General features: G+C 47.0%; 16 protein-coding genes and 1 tRNA gene. 7 read left to right on the top strand and 10 right to left on the bottom strand.

The features are described 5' to 3' along the window. The first annotated feature begins 2 nt into the window (after positions 1-2). Complete coding sequence (locus tag QZ176_RS07415; RefSeq protein WP_295152444.1) at positions 3-2300, top strand: DUF1007 family protein; 2298 nt, start codon at positions 3-5, stop codon at positions 2298-2300. Between the two features lie 242 nt (positions 2301-2542). Then, on the top strand, positions 2543-3493 hold the full coding sequence (locus QZ176_RS07410) for a DUF3137 domain-containing protein (protein WP_295152442.1): 951 nt from the start codon (positions 2543-2545) through the stop codon (positions 3491-3493). Between the two features lie 601 nt (positions 3494-4094). Here the strand turns inward: QZ176_RS07410 and serA are convergent. From serA to pheS, 6 genes are all read right to left on the bottom strand, one after another. Next, a complete protein-coding gene (gene serA, locus QZ176_RS07405) occupies positions 4095-5672 on the bottom strand; it encodes a phosphoglycerate dehydrogenase (RefSeq protein ID WP_295152440.1) in 1578 nt (525 codons plus the stop codon). Positions 5673-5728: 56 nt separating this feature from the next. Continuing rightward, a complete protein-coding gene (locus QZ176_RS07400) occupies positions 5729-7396 on the bottom strand; it encodes a 30S ribosomal protein S1 (RefSeq protein ID WP_295152438.1) in 1668 nt (555 codons plus the stop codon). 112 nt (positions 7397-7508) lie between these two features. Continuing rightward, positions 7509-8345, bottom strand: a complete 837-nt coding sequence (locus tag QZ176_RS07395; protein WP_295152436.1) for a 4-hydroxy-3-methylbut-2-enyl diphosphate reductase — start codon at positions 8343-8345, stop codon at positions 7509-7511. Next, positions 8335-9609 carry a 3-phosphoshikimate 1-carboxyvinyltransferase gene (gene aroA / locus QZ176_RS07390; protein ID WP_295152435.1) on the bottom strand — a complete coding sequence of 425 codons (1275 nt, stop codon included), beginning with the start codon at positions 9607-9609 and terminating at the stop codon, positions 8335-8337. The genes QZ176_RS07395 and aroA overlap by 11 nt, the downstream gene beginning before the upstream one ends. Continuing rightward, positions 9606-11936 carry a phenylalanine--tRNA ligase subunit beta gene (pheT, locus tag QZ176_RS07385; protein WP_295152433.1) on the bottom strand — a complete coding sequence of 777 codons (2331 nt, stop codon included), beginning with the start codon at positions 11934-11936 and terminating at the stop codon, positions 9606-9608. Before pheT ends, aroA begins: the two co-directional genes overlap by 4 nt. Beyond that, the gene (gene pheS, locus QZ176_RS07380) at positions 11933-12928 is read right to left on the bottom strand and encodes a phenylalanine--tRNA ligase subunit alpha (RefSeq protein WP_295152431.1); all 996 of its coding nucleotides are present in this window, start codon (positions 12926-12928) and stop codon (positions 11933-11935) included. The genes pheT and pheS overlap by 4 nt, the downstream gene beginning before the upstream one ends. Before the next feature lie 130 nt (positions 12929-13058). Between pheS and QZ176_RS07375 the strand changes: the two genes are divergently transcribed. Both QZ176_RS07375 and QZ176_RS07370 read left to right on the top strand, forming a co-directional pair. Beyond that, entirely contained in the window at positions 13059-13415 is a 357-nt protein-coding gene (locus QZ176_RS07375) for a histidine triad nucleotide-binding protein (protein WP_177387424.1), read from the top strand. A gap of 207 nt (positions 13416-13622) precedes the next feature. Then, positions 13623-13754, top strand: coding sequence for a hypothetical protein (locus tag QZ176_RS07370; RefSeq protein ID WP_295152428.1), 132 nt, complete (start codon positions 13623-13625; stop codon positions 13752-13754). 197 nt (positions 13755-13951) lie between these two features. Here QZ176_RS07370 and QZ176_RS07365 read toward each other — a convergent pair whose 3' ends face one another. Next, positions 13952-14395, bottom strand: a complete 444-nt coding sequence (locus QZ176_RS07365) for a Dps family protein (protein WP_005873145.1) — start codon at positions 14393-14395, stop codon at positions 13952-13954. A gap of 165 nt (positions 14396-14560) precedes the next feature. On the opposite strand from QZ176_RS07365, the gene QZ176_RS07360 reads away from it, so the two are divergent. From QZ176_RS07360 to QZ176_RS07350, 3 genes are all read left to right on the top strand, one after another. Further along, a complete protein-coding gene (locus QZ176_RS07360) occupies positions 14561-15481 on the top strand; it encodes a M23 family metallopeptidase (RefSeq protein WP_306528386.1) in 921 nt (306 codons plus the stop codon). Then, positions 15433-15849: a polymer-forming cytoskeletal protein gene (locus QZ176_RS07355; protein ID WP_005873147.1), complete on the top strand. Its 417-nt coding sequence runs from the start codon at positions 15433-15435 to the stop codon at positions 15847-15849. Before QZ176_RS07360 ends, QZ176_RS07355 begins: the two co-directional genes overlap by 49 nt. Positions 15850-16455: 606 nt before the next feature. Continuing rightward, a tRNA-Ser gene (locus tag QZ176_RS07350) sits at positions 16456-16546 on the top strand. Between the two features lie 51 nt (positions 16547-16597). Here the strand turns inward: QZ176_RS07350 and QZ176_RS07345 are convergent. From QZ176_RS07345 to QZ176_RS07335, 3 genes are all read right to left on the bottom strand, one after another. Continuing rightward, positions 16598-17227 (bottom strand): hypothetical protein, encoded by a 630-nt coding sequence (locus tag QZ176_RS07345; RefSeq protein ID WP_295152426.1) that lies wholly within the window; start codon positions 17225-17227, stop codon positions 16598-16600. Between the two features lie 274 nt (positions 17228-17501). Beyond that, complete coding sequence (locus tag QZ176_RS07340) at positions 17502-17624, bottom strand: hypothetical protein (protein ID WP_295152424.1); 123 nt, start codon at positions 17622-17624, stop codon at positions 17502-17504. Further along, positions 17602-18819, bottom strand: coding sequence for a 2-hydroxyacyl-CoA dehydratase (locus tag QZ176_RS07335; protein ID WP_295152423.1), 1218 nt, complete (start codon positions 18817-18819; stop codon positions 17602-17604). Before QZ176_RS07335 ends, QZ176_RS07340 begins: the two co-directional genes overlap by 23 nt. Between the last annotated feature and the right edge of the window lie 166 nt (positions 18820-18985).

Raw genomic sequence — 18985 nt, 5'->3', positions numbered from 1 at the left:
TGATGAAATTTATTAAAATTTTACTTTTATCCGCGATCTTTAGCTCGCGGATATTTGCGTGCGCTCTGTGCGCCCTATATACACCCACTGCGCACGTTAGCATTACCCCCGTCGCACAAGACGGCAAGATCGTGAGCCTGCATTTTTCGTGGCTTTTCTCTCAAAATTTTACCGACGTCATAATGCAGACCTACGATATAAATTCCAACGGCAAGCTTGAAAATAGCGAGCTTGCCGAGATAACTAAGGCGATGACCGATTATCTAACCCCCAAAAATTATCTTTGCGAGGCGGAATTCTACGATCAAGCGCCAAAAAACGTAAAGCCTGCGCTTAGCAACCTCGTAGGCACGCAGATCAAGGGAAATTTTAAAAACGCAATAAGCCTCGTTAAAAAGGGCAGACTCGTGTTCGAGTTCGATCAAAAGGTTGGCTTCGAACTGCGAAACAACCGCGTTCTTAAAATTTCCATTAACGACGATCAGGGATTTTTCAATTTCAAAATGCTTGACGATAAGCCCATTAATCTGGGCGAGGGCTTTGTAGCGAAGCCTAATTCAAATTTAGCCACCACTTTTATAGAATTTAGCGGCGAAAAGCCAAAGATCGCAGATAAAAAACCGCTGATTTCAAGCGCGCCAAACTCCGATTTAGCGCAGAGCGGTGTTGCATCTAGCGAGCAGAGTCTTGCGGGCTCAGAGGATAAACTTGCGCAAGGCGGGCAAGCTAAACCGAATGCCAGCTCGGCGCGCAGATCAAACCAAAGATCCGTCGGCGATATCGTTTCGGAAGCTGCAGTAGAAGCACAAAAAAATATCGCCGCCTCGGATACTCTCGCGCAGATTAATAAAGCCGCCAAAAAAGACGCGCAGGCGAAAGGTGATTCCGCAAATTCCGACCGCTTCGGCAGCGAAAACTTAGAGGCCGCCGCGAAAAATAGCGAAAACGCCGCGGCTTCTTTAGGCGATAATTCAAATTTAGCGCAAAACGGGGGCGACAGGAGCGCCGCGATAAATTTTAACGATTCCGCAAATTCTGCGGCGTCTGCAGATAAAGATGCGGGCGAAAATTTGACGACGATCCGAGACAATTCTTTAAATTCCGCGCATTCTACGCAAAATCTCGCGACGCCGCCTAACTCTTTAAATTTAGCGAAAAATAGCGCGAGCAAAAACGGCGTTTCGCCCGGTAGCGGCAATATTTCGAGCGAGCCGCACGAAGAGGCCTCGCTGGGATTTGTCGCGCAAAAGACGATGGATTTTATGAAAAGCCTCAAAACGGCGTTTCGCGCAAGCAGCGAGCATGCAAGCGCAAGCACCATCCTATGGGTCTTGGCGCTTTCTTTCATATATGGCTTTTTCCACGCGGCAGGCCCCGGGCACGCGAAGCTGCTAACGGCGAGCTATTTCCTAGCCCATGGCGGCAGCTACGTCAAGGCCTTCGGATTTGCCCTTAAAATCGGGCTTCTGCACGTCCTAGGAGCTCTCGTTTTGGTAAGCGCGAGCATGTTCGTGCTGCAAAACATCGCAGGGCTCGTCTCCACAAACTCCGCCTCAATCACCACGAAAATTTCGGCGCTTCTGATCATCGTCATAACCGCGCTCATCATCTACGACAAAGCTCGCCGCGTAAGATCGGGCGCCCACCACGATGCGTGCTGCTCCTGCGCCGCTTGCACTTCCGCCGCAAACACCGCAAGAACAGGCGCTGGATTAAAAAACGCGGCATTTTCAAACTCCGGGAATTCCGCTCACGCAGCGTCAAAGAGCTATAAATTTTCTAAATTTAATATCCAAAGCGGCGAATCCGCGCGGTATTTAGATACTCAAAATTTAGGTGCCGCAACGGCAGAGCTAAATTCGGATTCAAATTTAGCCGCAAATTTAAAGGAAAGCTCATCTAGCCAAAACAAGCAAAAACAGGCTTCAAATTCTGCAAATTTAAAAAACCAAACCTCGTCTCGCTCTCTGCAAAATGGCGCTACTGGCGGTGGCGAGAAAGGGCGCGAGTGGCTTATCGCGCTTGCTGCGGCGCTCGTGCCCTGCCCAGGCACGATCCTTATTTTCGTGCTTGCCTTCAGCCTCGGCAGCTTCGCGCTTAGCGTCGCGAGTGCGCTTTTTATCGGTTTTGGAATGAGCGTCGTGATATTTTTAGCCGCACTTTTCGGCGCGAAGGCAAACGAGCTAAGCTCGAAGCGGCTCGTAAGCTTGAAGCTTTACATCGAATTTGCGGGGCTTTTCGTGATGTTCGGGCTCGGGATTTTTATGTATTTCATCTCAGACACCCTCAGGATACTGTAATCGCAAGGTTTTAATGCAAATTTTAGAAAGCGGCTCGCGTGAAATATAAGTTTATGCAATGCGTTAAATTTTAAATCCAGTGCGGATCTAATTTCAAAGAGTAGGATTTTAAAATTTTACGCCGCACGGACCCGCGTAAATTAAATTTCGATCCCGACTATTCATTAAGCGGCGGAATTCGCTCTTTATAAATCACGTTAAATTTCGCTACAATACGGGCGAAATTTTTCTCAAGGATAGATATGTCGCCTTCTTTGCAAGATGCTATTTCGCAGACTTTAATCGAGCAAAAAGCGTGCGCTAGAGTTTTTAATAGATATTACTACCTCAGTATAGCCGCCTTTTTTGCGGTCCTGTTCGTATTAGTGTTTCTAGACGGCGTTAAAGCAGACACTCCCTCTATAGAAATTGCCGAATTTTTGGGCGCCCTGATCTTTTTTCCGATCTTTTGGATATTTCTTATGCATTGCGCCAGTCAAGAAAGCGAAGCGGAAATTCACTACTATAAATTTTACAAAGAGATATTCGTCCGCGCCGTAATAAACGATATAGATGCCGGTTTAAAATACGATCCATATACCGGCATGCAAGAAGAGGAATTTCAAAAATTTAGAATTTATAGGAAATCTAAGATCAAAAGCGAGGATCGGATTACGGGCGCGCACTGCGGGATTAAATTTAGTCTCAGCGAGGTACATAGTAATGGTAGGTTTTATATGGGAACGGATAATCCGCTCATGGCGGCGATTATGTTGATCAAAATATTCTACGATAACTATATGGACTTTGACGGCAACGTACTGATCTGCGAGCTCGCGAAAAAAACCTCGGGCAAAACGATAGTGGTAAGCAAGGAGCTAAACGCCAAGATCTTCGGCGAAAAAGAGATGATGGACGATGTGGATTTTATGCGCGATTTTCGCGTGTTTGCGGATGACAAAGTAGAAGCGCGCTATCTGCTAACGCCCGCATTTATGGAGCGTCTGCTCGAAATAAATCGCGAAACGAGTGGCGAGTTCGACCTTAGCGCGGTATTTATGGATGAGCGCTTATATCTATTTTTAAAAGGCGCGCCCGATCTTTTCGAAACTACGCTTTTTGATAGGCCCGCTAGCATAGAGCTCGCGCGCGAATACCAAACGCAGATCCGCAAAATTTTAAGCCTAATCGAAACACTTAAACTCACAAATTAGCAGGGCGCATTGCGGCTGAAATTTTGCATCGACTAAATTTAGGCCGGGCGGAATTTTCACAGAAGCGCAATTTCGGCAAAACGTAAAATTTAATCAGCAGTGCGATCTCTCGGCAACTGCCTGAAATTTAAACGAGCGATACGATCAAAGAAATGAAACGCCTGCCGCAAATAAATTTGAGGCAAAAGCACCCTCCGTGTCTAAAAATTTATAAAATTTTACCGCGTTTCGCATCGCAGCCTCTGGCTTTTAGTGCCAAACCCGCATAGCGGCAAAATTTAATCGGCAGCACTGAGATGATGAAATTTAAAAGCAGATATGCAAGGACGAAATTTAAATTTAAAAACAAGTCCGCGACGAGAGTTAAATTTAGAGCGTGCGGCGCTTACAAAAGCCGCACGCTAAAAGGTATCTGCCCGGACGCATGCCGCAACGTACCTCAAGCGCCGGCTCTGTACGTACGGCAAGTTCCGCCAAAATCCTCGCCGCGCGTTCCCGCGTCGCCTCATCAAACGCTGTCGTAGGCTGGATTGTAAATTTAAATTATTAAAGAATTTGGGAGAGGCGAAATTTAAAATTCCGCCTCCTAAGCGGAAAAAGATTAAAGCGCCGCGTAGCGCACCATTAGGCAGGTTTGAAGCGCCGCCAGCTTATCGAGCGTGCTTTTTTGCACTTCGGAATCGACCAAAATAACCGCCAAAGCGTCCCCCTCCTCGCCTCTGCCTAGGCGAAAATCTGCGATATTGATGTTTTCGTCGGCTAGGATCGTGCTTACGGATTTGATAACGCCCGGCACGTCGGTGTTTTTAAAGATTATCATCTTGCCTTTCGGCTTAAAATCGGTCTTAAATCCGCCGATATTTACGATGCGCTCCTCGCTTCCGTCAAAGACGGTACCCGCGACATTTGAGATCGCTTTGTCGGTCGTAACCTTAACCGAGATCTCGCTTTTATAAACACTTCGCGCAAGCTCGCCGAAGCTCGTCTCAATCCCCTTTTCGTCGGCAAGAAATTTAGCGTTGACGTAATTTAGCGAGTCGCCCAAAGAATCGTGTAGTGCGCCGACGATGGCAAAAACGAGCATCGATTTTAGATACTGCACCACCTCGCCGCTGCCCTCGATGCGAATCGATTTGATCGGACCTTTGTTGATCTGCGCCGCAAGATAGGCCATTTTGGAGACCAAATTTATATACGGCTCGATACCGCGTGGCAGATCCTCGAGCTTAAGCGGCAAATTTAAAGCGTTTGGATAGTTTAAGCCGCGCGCGGCGCTGATCGCCTGCTCTGCGGCTTCCCGGGCGATATTGCTTTGCGATTCGAGCGTATTTGCTCCAAGATGCGGAGTCGCACTTAAATTTTCGATATCCAAAAGCTCGTGATCGGTCGCAGGCTCCTTATCGAAAACGTCTATGCCGAGATACGCGATCTTGCCGCTGCGTAGATTGTTTGCGAGCGCTTTTTCATTATATAGCCCGCCTCTGGCGCAGTTTATTAGGCGCACGCCGTATTTCATCTTCGCTATTTGCGGCTCGCCTATCATATTTATCGTCTCTTGATTTTTCGGCGTATGGATCGTGATGAAGTCGCAAGATAAAATTTCGTCGAAATTTTTCGTATATTTTACACCGAGCTTCGTGGCCTTCTCAGGCTCGATATAGGGATCATAGGCGATGACGTTCATCCCAAACGCAAGCGCGCGAACCCCCACGCGCGAACCGATATTTCCAAAGCCGATGATGCCGAGGCTCTTTTTATAAAGCTCGGTACCATACCATTTCTCGCGCTTCCAAATTCTATTAATTTTCAGATCGTTGCAGGAATTTACATATTTGCGCGCAGCATTCAGCAGATGACACATGGTCATTTCGACCGCGGCGATGGTGTTTGCCGTAGGTACGTTCATCAAAATAATGCCGCGTTTGGAGCAGCCATCGATGTCGCAGTTATCGACGCCCACGCCAGCACGCACGATCGCTTTTAGCTTGGTGCCGGCGCCAAGGAATTTCTCATCCACCGCCGTAGAGCTTCTGGTAATCGCGACGTCTGCATCGCCTAAAATTCCGTAAAGCTCGCTCTTTGGCACGTTCGTAGCGTCGATTACTTTAACGTCCGATTCTTGCTTAAGCATATCAAAACCGATTTTGTGGATTGCGTCGCAGACTATGATAGTTTTCATTAAATTTAACCTTTTGAAGTAGGTCCGCAAGGCGGGGATGCCTTGCGGAAAGAGTTTTATTTATTTAGTTGATCTTTGATTAGATCCCCTAGGCTTTGCTTCTCGTCGTCGTTGCTATTGATCTCATTTAGCGCCTCGCGCTCCTTCTGATGAGCTAGCCTACGCACGCTTAGGCGGATTCTGTTTTTCTTCTCATCGATGAAAGCGATCGCAGCCTCGATCTCGTCGCCTACTTTTAGGCTATCTACGCTTACGTTGCCAAGATCTTCCTTACGAATAAGCGCGTCGATACCGCCTCCAAGCTCGACAAAAATTCCGAACTCTTTAATATCGCGGATCTTGCCTTTTACGACATCGCCTTGATTGTGACTCTTGGCAAACTCGCTAATCGGGCTATCGCCGAGCTCTTTGTGGTTTAGAGAAATTTTTTGAGTGTCTTTGTCGATCTTGATGATCTTAACCTCGATCTCGTCGCCCACTTTGAATAAATTTTTGCACTTCTCGCCGCGATCCCACGAAGCGTCTTCGTTATGCAAAAGCCCCTCTACGCCGTCGATCCTCACAAACGCGCCGAAATTTGTAATCGTAGTGACGCTGCCTTTTAGCACGTCGCCTACTTTATGCTTAGCGACAAACTCGTCGAACGGCTTTGTAAGTAAATTTTTAAGGCTTACGCGCAATCTGCGCTCGCTAGGGTTGATCTCTACGACCTCGACGTCGAGCTCCTCGCCCTCGCTGATGAAATCTTTCGGATTTTTGATATTTTTATCCCATGAAATTTCGCTGATATGCAAAAAGCCCTCGATGTCGTTGCCAAGATCGACAAACGCGCCGTAAGGCTCGATATTACTTACTTTTACGCGGATAGTATCGCCCACTTCCAGGCTATCTTTGATCTCGTTCCAAGGATCGGGCATCGCCTCTTTTATCGAAAGAGAGAGATGCTTTTTATCGTTGTCGTATTTGATAACTTTAACCGGAACCTTATCGCCCTCTTTGTAGAGCGAGCTTGGATTTACCGGGCCTTTGTATGAAATTTCGCTGTAGTGCACGAGTCCGTCAACGCCGCCTACGTCTACGAACATACCGTAGGTGGTGATCTTTTTGACGACGCCTTCGATGATGCCCTCGGTAGCGATTACTTTCTCGATCGCCTCTTTGCTTGCTTTGCGATCCTCATCAAGTAGCTTCTTGCGCGATACTACGATGCTTTGTTCATCTCTATCGACCTTGATGATCTTTACTTTGAAATTTTTACCGACAGCGCCATTTGGGTTTTTAAGCGCGCTTTGCGAGCGAGGCATAAAAAATTCCACATCATCTGCGTTAGTACAAACGAAACCGCCCTTATTAAACGATAGAATTTTAACGTCATAAACATTCTCTGCGTTTTCATCATAGGAGTCGATGAACGCCTTTACTTTTTCCTTCTTTAGGGCCTTTTTATACGATACGACCGGGCGACCGCCTCTGCTTCCGATAATAGCGACTTTGATGTCATCTCCTACATTAACCTGCGGGTTTCCTTGCTCGTCGCTAACCTCGGCGGCGTCTAAAATGCCCTCCGACTTCCTGCCTACGTCTATAAAAACCTCGCCGTCTTTAAGGGCGATAACCTTACCTGTGACGACCTCGTCGCGAGACTTCCCGGCGTCATACTCCTCTAACAATGTCGCAAAATCTTCCTCTGCGTGGTTTTGAACCTTCTCGTTCACCTCAGCCATATGCTTCCTTTAAATTTATTTGTGCTTTTTTGAAAAGAACTAAAATGCGCGATTCTAGCCAAAATTTGCTTTCGATTTGATAAATTTCTAAGAGTAAATTTGATAAGAGAGCTTATAAATTCCGCGTTAAATTTTCGATTCGCGCCACTACTTTTTTGATGATCCAATCAGGCGTGCTAGCTCCTGCGGAGATGCCGCAGAGGCTTTTGTTTTCAAACCACGAGCGTTCAAGCTCGCTTTCGTTTTCTATGAGGTAGCTGTCTTTGCAAAAATTTTGTGAAATTAAAAAAAGCTGCTTGGTGTTGGAGGAATTTTTCCCGCCTACGATTATCATCACGTCGGCCTTTTGTGACAGGCTTTTTACAGCCTCTTGATTTTCCAGCGTCGCATTGCAAATCGTATTAAAAATTCTCAGCTCCCTTGCGCGCTGTATCAAAAAATCCGCGATTTTAGTAAAGCTTTCTATCTTTTTCGTAGTCTGTGAAACGAGCGCGACGCGCGAGCCGAGCTTGACGTCTTGCAGTTCCTTCGTATCCATGATCACGAATACGCGTGATTTTGCGTAGGATTTCACACCCTTTACCTCGGGATGATTTTTATCGCCGAAGATTACGATATCATAGCCTTCCGCGCTCATCTTTTCTACGATCTGCTGCGGCTTGGTTACGAAAGGGCAGGTAGCGTCGATGAGCTGCTTGTTTTGCGCTTTTAGGTTTTGCAGATCGTCCTTTTGGATGCCGTGCGTGCGGATGATGAGCTTTTGCTCGTCCTTGATCTCGCTAACGCCCCCCAGGGTTTTGACGCCGAAATTTTGCCTTAGCCTATTGATCTCTTCGGCGTTATGTATGAGTTCGCCTATCGTAGCCGCCTCGCCGGCGCTTTCTGCGATCTTGATCGCACGCTTGACGCCAAAGCAAAAGCCGTAGCTTTTGGCCATCTCAATCTTCAACACCGGCTCCGATCTGTCTTAAAATCGCGGCGAAGTTCGGAAACGACGTCGCGATACAATCGCTATCCTCGACGATCATCCCCGATCTTAAGCCCAAAATCGCAAAACTCATCGCGATACGATGGTCGCCGCACGGCGTGATGATCGCCGCGTTCGCCTCGCCACCTTCGATCTGCCAGCCGTCCTGTAGCTCGCGCGCCTTAATACCGCAGGCGCGAAGCCCTTCGCAGGTTACCTTTATGCGGTCGCACTCCTTCACGCGCAGCTCGGCGGCATTTCTAAGCACGCTACTTCCCTGTGCACAGGCAAAGGCGATCGCAAGCGCAGGCGCCTCGTCTATCAGCCACGAGATATTTTCGCTCACCTCTACGGCGTGAAGCGGCGCGTAAGCGACCTCTATATCTCCGATCTGCTCGTAAATTTCGCTCGTTTTATGAAATTTTACCTCGGCGCCCATGCGTTTTAAAATTTCATACGCCTCTATGCGAGTTTTGTTTAGCAGCATATTTTTTAGCACGATGCGCGAGCCCGGGATTATCGCTGCGGCGACGGCGAAGAAAAATGCCGAGCTGGGGTCGTTTGGAATAAAAATTTCAAGCGGTTTAAGCAGCGAGCTAAGCGGTGCGACTTCGATCGCAAGGCCGTTTCGCGAAATTTGCGCGCCCATTGCTTTTAGCATCCGCTCGCTATGATCGCGGCTAAGCTCGGGCTCGCTAAATTTACACCCGCTGCCGCGCAAGGCCGCTAAAATGAGAGCGGTCTTTACCTGCGCGGACGCAATTTTACTCGCGTATTCAAAATACCCGAGCTTTTGCCCGAGCACCGCAATAGGCGCCTTTTCGCCGCCTGCTCGTCCGTAAATTTTAGCGCCCACCTTGCAAAGCGGATCCGCAACGCGCCTCATCGGACGCTCGCTTAGATAGCGATCGCCGCACAGCACGAAAAAGCCCTCTCGTCCCGCCAAAAAACCCATAAATAGTCGCATAGCGGTGCCCGAGTTACCGCAATCAAGCGGGACATTAGGCTCTTTGATAACCTCCGGCGGAGTGATCAGAATTTCGCCCTCTACGCGCTGTACACTAGCGCCCAAAAGCTCCACGATCTTTAGCGTATTTAGCGTATCCTCGGCGGCTAAATAGTTTGAAATTTTGCTCGTCCCCTCCGCTAGCAGCGAAAAGATCGCCGCACGGTGCGAGATCGATTTATCCGCTGCGATGTTTGAAATCTCTGCCCGCAAAGGGCCCGCTTGCGCAAAAATTCTCATCGCAGCCCAAGTCCCAGCTCGCTGCTAAGCGCGGCTAAAATTTTATCGGTAAAGCCCGCCACTTCCTCATCGCAGAGCGTTTTTTGAAGGTCTTGAAATACAAGTCTGATCGTCAGGCTCTTTGAATCGCCCAGGCTTTCGTCGCTATAAAGATCGCTTGGGATAAGCTCCTTTAGCGCCTCGATTTTAAGGGCGTCTATACACTCTTTGATCTGCTCGAAGCGCATTCCGCTAGGCACCAAAATGCTTAGATCGCGCGATACGCTAGGAAATTTCGAATAAACGTCCGCTACGATATTTTCAAATTTAAGCTTGGAAAAATCGATCTCGCACAGATAGCTTTTATCCAGATCGCGCCCTGCTTCTACGGCGTAATCCACGCGCCCGATAAAGCCCACTATCTCGCCGCCCTGCTCGATCTGCGCCTGCTCGAATTCGCTTAAAAATTTCAAATTTTCGCCGGGCAGCCTGACCTTAAATTTACCGATGACGCTTTGGATTAAATTTGCAAAATACAAAAAATCCACCGCAGCGGGTTTTGCGCCGGCCGCGATAGAGGGCTCGGCTTTTAGTCCGCTAGCTATAAAGCCCAGCCTTAGGCTCTGCGAGCCGTCCGCATCAAACACCTCTCCTAGCTCAAAAAGCTTGACGCTTCTGCGGGAATTCTTTAAATTTCGCTCAGCAGATTCTAGCAGATGATTAATCAGCGTCGGTCTTAGCGCGTCCAGCTCGCCATTGATCGGATTTAAAATTTTAACCTTGCACGGCTTAAAGCCTAAGCTTTCTAGCGCCTTGCCATCGTCAAATACATAATGTACGCACTCGAAAAATCCTACTGCTGCCGCCTTGTTGCGAAGCTTACGCCCGTTTTGCAAATTTACGTAGGTATCGTTTAGGCGGTTTTTTTCATAGAAGCTTAGCGGCGCGGCAGCGATATTGTCTATGCCCACGATACGCACTATCTCCTCGCACACGTCGTGAGAATTTACGATATCGTGGCGGAAAGGCGGCACCTTGGCGGTGATTAGATCGGCTTCGACGCCCACATCAAAGCCCAGCCTTTTTAAAATTTTTACGATCTTATCGCGCGCAATTTGCGCGCCGATCATTGAGTTTATCTCTTTTTCGCTAAAGCCCACGATAAGCGGCTCTGAAGCGTTTGAAATCTTTTGTGTGCCCGCATATAGGCTCACGGCTTTATTTTTAAGTAGCAATCTAAATAGCAGATCTAGCCCCAGCCTAAGCTTTGGCTCGCTGCCTCTACTTGAGCGATACACATGCTCGTCGCCTTTTAGGCTTTTGTTTTCGTTTACTGCTTTGGCGATAATTAGTGGCGCGGTGTAGTTTGCCTCTAATAGCACCACTTTGCTACTGCAACACGCCTTTAGCTCTGCGTCTTGGCAAATCCCTGCTACGCTAAGCAGTCTCTTGCCCGCATAAACGCCGAACTCGCCGTTTGGCATAGGCTTTATGTCAAGTGCTACCTTGCCATCTGCGGAAGCGATCTTTTCAAAATCATAAGCGCGCAGCAATACTCCAGTAGAGTGAGTAGCGTAGTTGATGAAATTTTGCACCGCGCAGCTTTGCAAAATACCAACGCTTGCAAGACGCAAGGTCTGCTTTAAATTTAACTTCAGCTCGCCTTTGATCTCGTAAGCTCGAAAAGCAAATTTAGCGCTTACCTCATCACTTGCACGCACGCTTAAAATTCTACCGATACCAGGCGCTCCGTCGGCATCTTCAAACTCGTGCTTTTCCTTTAGCGGCAGATCAAGTGCCGCGCCCAGATCGCGCGCTATGCCTAAGATGCTAAGGCAGTCGCCGCGATTAGCGGTAAGCTCGATCTCGATAAGATCATCATTAAAAATTTCATACTCGCGCAGCTCCTTACCGAGCACGAGCTCGCCGATGCTGCTATCAAGCACCATAATGCCGTCATTCGTCTTGGCAAGCCCAAGCTCGGTTGCCGAGCAGATCATGCCAAAGCTCTCCACGCCGCGAAGTTTGGCGGGCTTTATCTCAAGTCCACTAGGAAGCACGGCACCGATTAGGCTAACCGCGACGTATTGCCCTGCCTCGACATTTTTCGCGCCGCAGACGATCTGCAAGCTCTGCTTACCGACATCAACCTCGCAAACGTTTAGATGATCGGAATTTTCGTGGCGATGTTTGCTTTTTACGAGCCCTACTACGACGCCTTTAGGAAGTGAAATTTTATCGTGCGCGTCGATCTCAAGACCGATGGAATTTAGCGTAGCGGCCAGCTTCTCACTTGAAATTTCTTTTACGTCGATCCAGTCCTGTAGCCAATTTCTCGTTATTATCATTTAAACTGCTCCAATAATCTAATATCGCCTTCAAATAGCGAGCGCAGATCGGGGATACCATGTAGCAGCATCGCAAATCTCTCCACGCCGAGCCCAAATGCGTATCCGCTGACGTTTTTCCAGCCTACCGCTTTAAAGACATTAGGATCGACCACGCCGCTGCCTAACACCTCGAGCCAGCCCGTCTGCTTACAGACGCGGCATCCCTCGCCGTGGCAGAAAATACAGCTGATATCGACCTCAGTGCTTGGCTCCGTAAACGGAAAGAAGCTCGGGCGGAAGCGCACCTTTACGTCTCCAAACATATAGCGCAAAAATTCCTCTAAAACGTATTTTAAATTTGCAAAGCTCACGCGGTCTCCCTGCTCGACTACGAGGCCTTCCACTTGATGAAACATCGGCGTGTGGGTTAGATCCATATCGCGGCGAAAGACCGCGCCCGGGGCGATCATACGCACCGGCGGAGCTTTAAATTTCTCCATCGTGCGGATCTGAACGCCGCTGGTGTGCGTGCGTAGCAGCCGCCCATCATTTAGATAAAACGTATCTTGCATATCGCGCGCAGGGTGGTATTTGGGTAAATTTAGCGCCTCGAAATTATGAAAGTCGTCCTCGATGAGCGGGCCGCTTTCGACGCTGAAATTTTGCGCGATGAAGTAGTCGATGATCTTATCCATCGTCTCCATCACCGGATGCAGCGCGCCGCAGTATACGTTTTCGTTAAAAAGCGTGACGTCGGTTGCTTCATTTTTCATCGCCTCTTTTTGCTCCGCCACCTCCAGGCTCGCCCTTTTTGCAGCGATGAGCTCGCCGAAATAATCGCGCTTTTCATTCGCGCTTACGGCAAGCTCTTTTTTCTGCTCGGGCGCTGCGGATTTGAGCTCGGAAAAAAGTGCCGTTATGATGCCTTTTTTGCCAAAAAGCTCCAAGCGCACGGCTTCCAGCTCACTTAAGCTCGATGCGGCGTCGATTTTTGCTTTAATTTCTTGCAAATTCTATCCTTGTGGTTAAATTTAATGGCGCGATTGTAGTTAAAATTTGATAAAAGCTAGGTAAATTTGCGTGTTTGGATTTTTTGGCTATAATCGCGGCTAAATTTCAACCCTCATAAAAGGATCTAAAATGAACGTCTTCGAAAAGATCGTAAACGGCGAAATCCCGTGCAACAAAGTGTTAGAGAACGATGAATTTTTGGCCTTCCACGACATCAACCCAAAAGCGCCGATCCATATCCTGGCGATCCCTAAAAAATGCTACGAAAACTTCCAAGTAACGCCTCCCGAAGTGATGAGTAAAATGAGCGCTTTTATCCAAGAAGTAACTCGCAAAATGGGGCTTGATAAGAGCGGATACCGTCTCGTTTGCAACTGCGGCGAAAACGGAGGTCAAGAGGTGATGCATCTGCACTTTCATATCCTAGGCGGAATGAAGCTACCGTGGGACCGCGTCAGCGACCGAAATACCGAAGAGAATTTTTAAGGCTAGAGCTTAATTCTATAAAAACTAAAATTCCGTGAAATTGCAAAATTTTACGGAATTTGCGAAATTCTCTGAAATTTTTAAAATTCCGCTTCATTTATAAGCACCGAGGTTTTAAAAATAATCAAAATAGTAAAACTACAAGCTAAAATTTATCATCAGACGTTAAAAAGAAATATAAATTTATCACAGACGATCTCTTAGCAAATGCCACTCTTTAGCTACAAAGCCTTGGCTTTTAGAATTTTTACGGCTATGAAATTTGAAATCGGCAAGGAAATTTTAAATAAAACCGAGCTTTATAAAAAGAGTTATACTTTTACATGGCGAATGAGTTAGATTTCAACGATATTAAATTTAAAACCTACATGAATTTTGCTTTGAATGAGCGATTTAGCTTCAGTTTTCAAGCATAATTTAAAATTTTAGCGTGAAATTATAATCTTAGAATTTTAAAATTTTTTGAAATTTCAATATTAACTTTAATGGATTTTAGGGGCATATGCCCCTAATAATTTTGAAAGGATTTGCAAGGATTATTTGCTTAGCATTGAGCTTAGCATCCATAGGCGTTTTTCATAATCGCCATAGTGATCCTGCGCGATATTTGAAGTCGTATCGTCGCCCTCTTCTTCGGCTACTTCTTGAAGCTTTTTAAATTCTTTTACCAAATACTCATAGGCTTTTTTAACATCCTCAAGTACCTCAGATACACTATAGCTATCTTTTACGCTAATCGGAGCGTCTTTTGAAAGCTCAATTAGATCCTTGGCCTTAGTTACGGCTTTGCCACCTATTTGAAGTGCGCGCTCAGCCATATCGTCGAAGAGCTCGCCCATTTCGTCGTATGCTTTCTCGGTGTAAGCGTGAACCTGCGCGAATTGTAAGCCCTTAACATTCCAATGATAATCGTGGAATGCAACAAAGAACGCATGAGCGTCCGCCTGAAGTTTGTTTAGTTGTTTTACTGTTTTTGACATTGTGTCTCCTTTATTTAAAATTGCTGTAATTATAGCAAGATTTTCTTAAATTATAATTATACTAAGTAATAAATTTTATCTTTTAGTGAAATTTTGAAATTAAATAGCTTTTAAATTTATCTACAATTTTTTTGAAATTTCAGCTATGCTGCATTATAATGCCGCATTATGAAAAACAAATTTATGATAACCATAACCGACCTTAACGGCTCTAGGAATTTTTTGCTCTCGCAAATCATCAAAAAGATCGCGTTATATTTGGTACTATTTGTTTTTACCGTTTTTGTCACGGGTGCGCTATATATCAGGTACCTGGGCTCTAAAATCGACAGCCTTTCGCGAACCAAAACCGAGCTTAACGAGCTAAATCAAAAACTTCGCGACGGTATCGCGGCAAGTCAAATGGAATTTGAAGCCATCGAGGGTAAAATTTCGGATTTGGAGCATCAGTTTGGGCTTGATCCTGAGGAAGATGAGCGCGCGATCGACCGCTTATCTCACATCAAGCCCACTTCCGAACAAGAGATCAAAGAGCGCGCGCAAAAGATCATCAACGAAAAATTCTCCGACGCGCTGATAAAAGAAATTTTTATGCAGATCCCAAACGGCAGAGTCATGCGCACTCATCAGCTCAGCGAGAAATTCGGCTGGCGCAACCATCCCATCTTAAAGCGCAAGCAGTTTCACCCGGGCGTTGATCTACGTACGCCGCCTAAAACGCCTATATACGCACCTGCAGATGGTATCATCCAATACAGCGGCGCGGGTGCTACGGGCTACGGCAATCTAGTCGAGATCCGACATAATTACGGCTTTACGACACGATATGCGCATTTGGATTCAAACTTAACTCGCAAAGTAGGCGAGTTTGTAAACAAAGGCGATCTTATCGCTTTTAGCGGTAACACCGGGCTTAGCACCGGGCCCCATCTGCACTACGAGATTAGATTTTTACAGCTGCCGCTAGATCCGCTAAATTTCATCAACTGGAACGAAAAAAATTACAAAGAAATTTTTACTAAGGAGGAAGATGTCCCATGGCAATCTTTAATAAAGGCGATGCAAACACCGCTCAAACAACAATAATCTCGTCAGGCACGCTCATCAAAGGAGAGCTGCACCTGTCGTGCATTTTGCATATCGATGGCAATGTCGAAGGCGACGTGATCTCCGATAACACCGTCGTCATCGGTAAAAACGGTACCGCGCGCGGCTCGATTAGAGCCAAACATATCGTAATCAGCGGCAAATTTTTCGGCAATATCGAAGCCGAGCTCGTCGAGCTGCTAGGCGGCGGTGTGCTCGTAGGCGACGTGCTATCGCAAAGCTTCGGCATCGAAGTCGGCGCAAAATTTAACGGAAAAAGCGCTGTAAGTGGCGGCGATCAAGCCCTAGTCATCGACGGCAGCGCAAGCGAAGACGTCAAGCTCATCGACAAAGCTCTAGGCGAATAAATCGCACATATTTGGAATTCTTGGAATTTAAAACGCTTTAGCTAACGGGGTTTTAGAATCCGATTGATATTGAAATTTTAGAATTTATAGCCTTTGGAATTCTTAGAATTTTAAAGATTTTTATATTTGCGAGATCTTAGAGTGTCATCAATTTTAAAATTTGGAATTTTAAAATCCTCACAACCAAAATTATTGAAATTTTTAAGCTTTGAAATTTTCTAAATTTTAAAGCTTAAATATGCTTAAAATTTCAGAATTACGCAGATCGTAAAATCCTAAAATCTTGCGCTTACACGGGGTTTTGAAATTTTGTTTGTAAGCCGGATTTTAAAATTCGCGCCCGACTGAATTTAAATTTTAAAATTTTGCTGCAAAATAACGCATGGACGCGAATTTTTTGCTCGCACAGACTTTAAAAGCTCGCATAAGTTTTAAGTTTCGCATAAGCTGTGTAAGCAAGTATAAATTATCTCCGCCGGATGTTTTGACTCATTATAGCTCTTTGTGCCGCCAGCTCAAATATCCGCGAGGTGATAAATTCCGCGGACTGAGCTAATTTTTAAGCCCATTATTAGATTAGTTATGTATAATGCGATTTCTTTTTGTGGACAGATGGGTGAGTGGCCGAAACCACACCCCTGCTAAGGGTGCAGCTTCTAACCGGGGCTCGAGGGTTCAAATCCCTCTCTGTCCGCCACTACCTTAGAATTTAAATCAATTAAATTTCACTTCCGTGATTCAGCTGATTTCAGCCGCTTAGGATACTGCCTAAAAGCAGCACTGGCATCATTAGCGGCATCACGATGAGCCCTTGTATGTCGGTATCCATTTTCGCGTCGCGCTCGCTTTTGATCCCGCTATCGACCGCTATACGCGCGGGGTATTCGATCGGTACGCTTAGGCGGTGCGATCTGCGCAGCTCGTCGTGATCTTTTAAGCGCTTAAAATATTTGCCTTCGATCAGATAAGAGTAGCGAAACGTAGAACTATACGCGGGCTCCAGCTGCTCTGGGTCGTCCATCAGCTTAGCCTGCACGGATAGCGGCAGATCGTATTTTACGAGCTCGATTTCGTGCTGAATATACGCGGCATCGCTGCCCTCGTTGTATCTGTCGATCGTGAGCATACTTACGTTGCGCCTTATCGCGTCTTTATTTAGCGACGCCAGACTCGCGACCTTAGCGCGCACGGCACTAAGATTTGCATCAAATACATAATCGTAAATCTCGCCACTCATACGCAGCTGACCGCCAGACGCCGCGCTCATTGCGACGATATGCTCACGCCCCTGCATGTAGCCTGGCAAATTCTTACTCGCACATCCGCTAAAAATCCCACAGCATAGCGCCAAAACTGCGCCGTAAATCCAAAATTTCATAAACTTCCTTCGTAAAATTTAAAAGCGGATTGTATTAAATTTTGCCTTAACGAGAGTGGAATTTTACGGCGCAGCGGAATAGAATTCTGCGGTGGAATTCTATGGCGGCGGCGCGTAGAATTCCGCGCGGACTTCCATAAAATTCCGATGAAATTTCGCAAGAATTGAAGCCAAAACGCACGGAAAAGGCAAAATAGGCGCAATGGCGCTGCCAAGATTTTAAAATTTTAAAATCTCGAGGAAATTTCGCGGAAGGAAGCGAGCTATTTGCGCGTCAAAATTTAACCATCATCGCGAGCTTGCTTTTAAATTTTAAAATTTTACGGCAGGCTTTAGAATTTAAAATTCCAAAGCCATTTTTGATATGCGGCGCGCTACTTTCTATTTGCGTTGGCAAGCATCAGCTTTATGCGGTTCTCTTGATTTACCGCGCTTGCGCCCGGGTCGTAGTCGATAGCGGCGATGTTTGCCTGCGGATAGTTCTGTTTGATCTTTCGGATCATTCCGCGCGCGATGATGTGGTTTGGCAGGCAGCCGAAGGGCTGCGCGCACACGACGTTTTGTATGCCGTGGCGCATAAACTCGACCATCTCCGCCGTCAGCAGCCAGCCCTCGCCCATCTTCACGCCGTGACCGATGTAGCCGTCGGCGGCGGCGCGAACCTCGCTAAATGGGCTCGGCGCGCGAAATCCGAAGCGCTTCATCTGCCTAATCATCATGCGCTGGAAAAATTCCACTACCTTAGCGACCGCAAGCGAACCGTAATACGCCACGCCGCCCTTACCGTAGAGCTGCTTGTCGTAAACCGCATCGTAGATGCAGGTAAGCACGAAGTCCATCAGTCCCGTATTTACGGGCTCGGCATTTTCGCGGATGAGGTAGGCGTTTAGCCCGTTGTTGCCGATGGGCGAGTATTTGAGATAAATTTCGCCCACGATGCCTACCTTCACTCGCGGCTTATCGTCACGCTCGATTTTAGCGAACTGTGAGAGGATAAATTTGAAATTTTTCTTGAGATTGAAAAACGATCTTTGATCAGTCAAATTTTTGATCCGCTCGGCGCATAGTTCGTAAATTTCATTCGTTTGATTTTTGATCTTTTCGTAGGGCTTGCACTGATTATACAGCCCCATCATCAAATCGCCGTAAAATATCGCGGCAAAGAGCTTTAGAAGCGATTTTTTGCCGAGGCTAAATTCATTCTCATCTAGCGAGCCGAAATTTAACGAGATCGCGGGGACGTAGCTAAAGCCGCTGTCCTCAAGCGCTTTGCGAAGCAAATTTATGTAGTTGCTCGCCCTGCAGCCGCCGCCCGTTTGGCTGATGAGAAGCGCTACTTTGTGCGTATCGAACTCGCCGCTTTTTAGCGCGTCGATAAACTGCCCTATGACGAGCAGCGCGGGGTAGCACATGTCGTTATGCACGCTGCGAAGCCCCTCCTCGACGATATTTTGACGATTTTCGCCGAGCAAGACGCTCTTGTAGCCCTCGTCGCGCAGCACGCCTTGCATAAAGCGAAAATGCGGATCGATCATCGTGGGGATCAATATCGTGTGGGTCGCTTTCATATCTTTCGTAAATTTAGCAAACATTAGCGCGCATCCTTTCTTGCTTCTTGTTGCGCGCCTTGCCTTTCGCGCTCTATCATAGTCGCTTTTAGGCTACGCAGGCGGATCTTGACCGCACCTAGGTTCGTAACCTCGTCGATTTTAAGTTGAGTGTAAATTTTACCGTTTTGGCGCAGTATGTCGCGCACCT

Origin of the sequence: uncultured Campylobacter sp. (assembly GCF_905373215.1) — a bacterium.
Classification (GTDB): domain Bacteria; phylum Campylobacterota; class Campylobacteria; order Campylobacterales; family Campylobacteraceae; genus Campylobacter_B.
The sequence above is the reverse complement of the archived record's forward strand: the minus strand, read 5'-3'. Positions and strand labels throughout refer to the sequence as shown.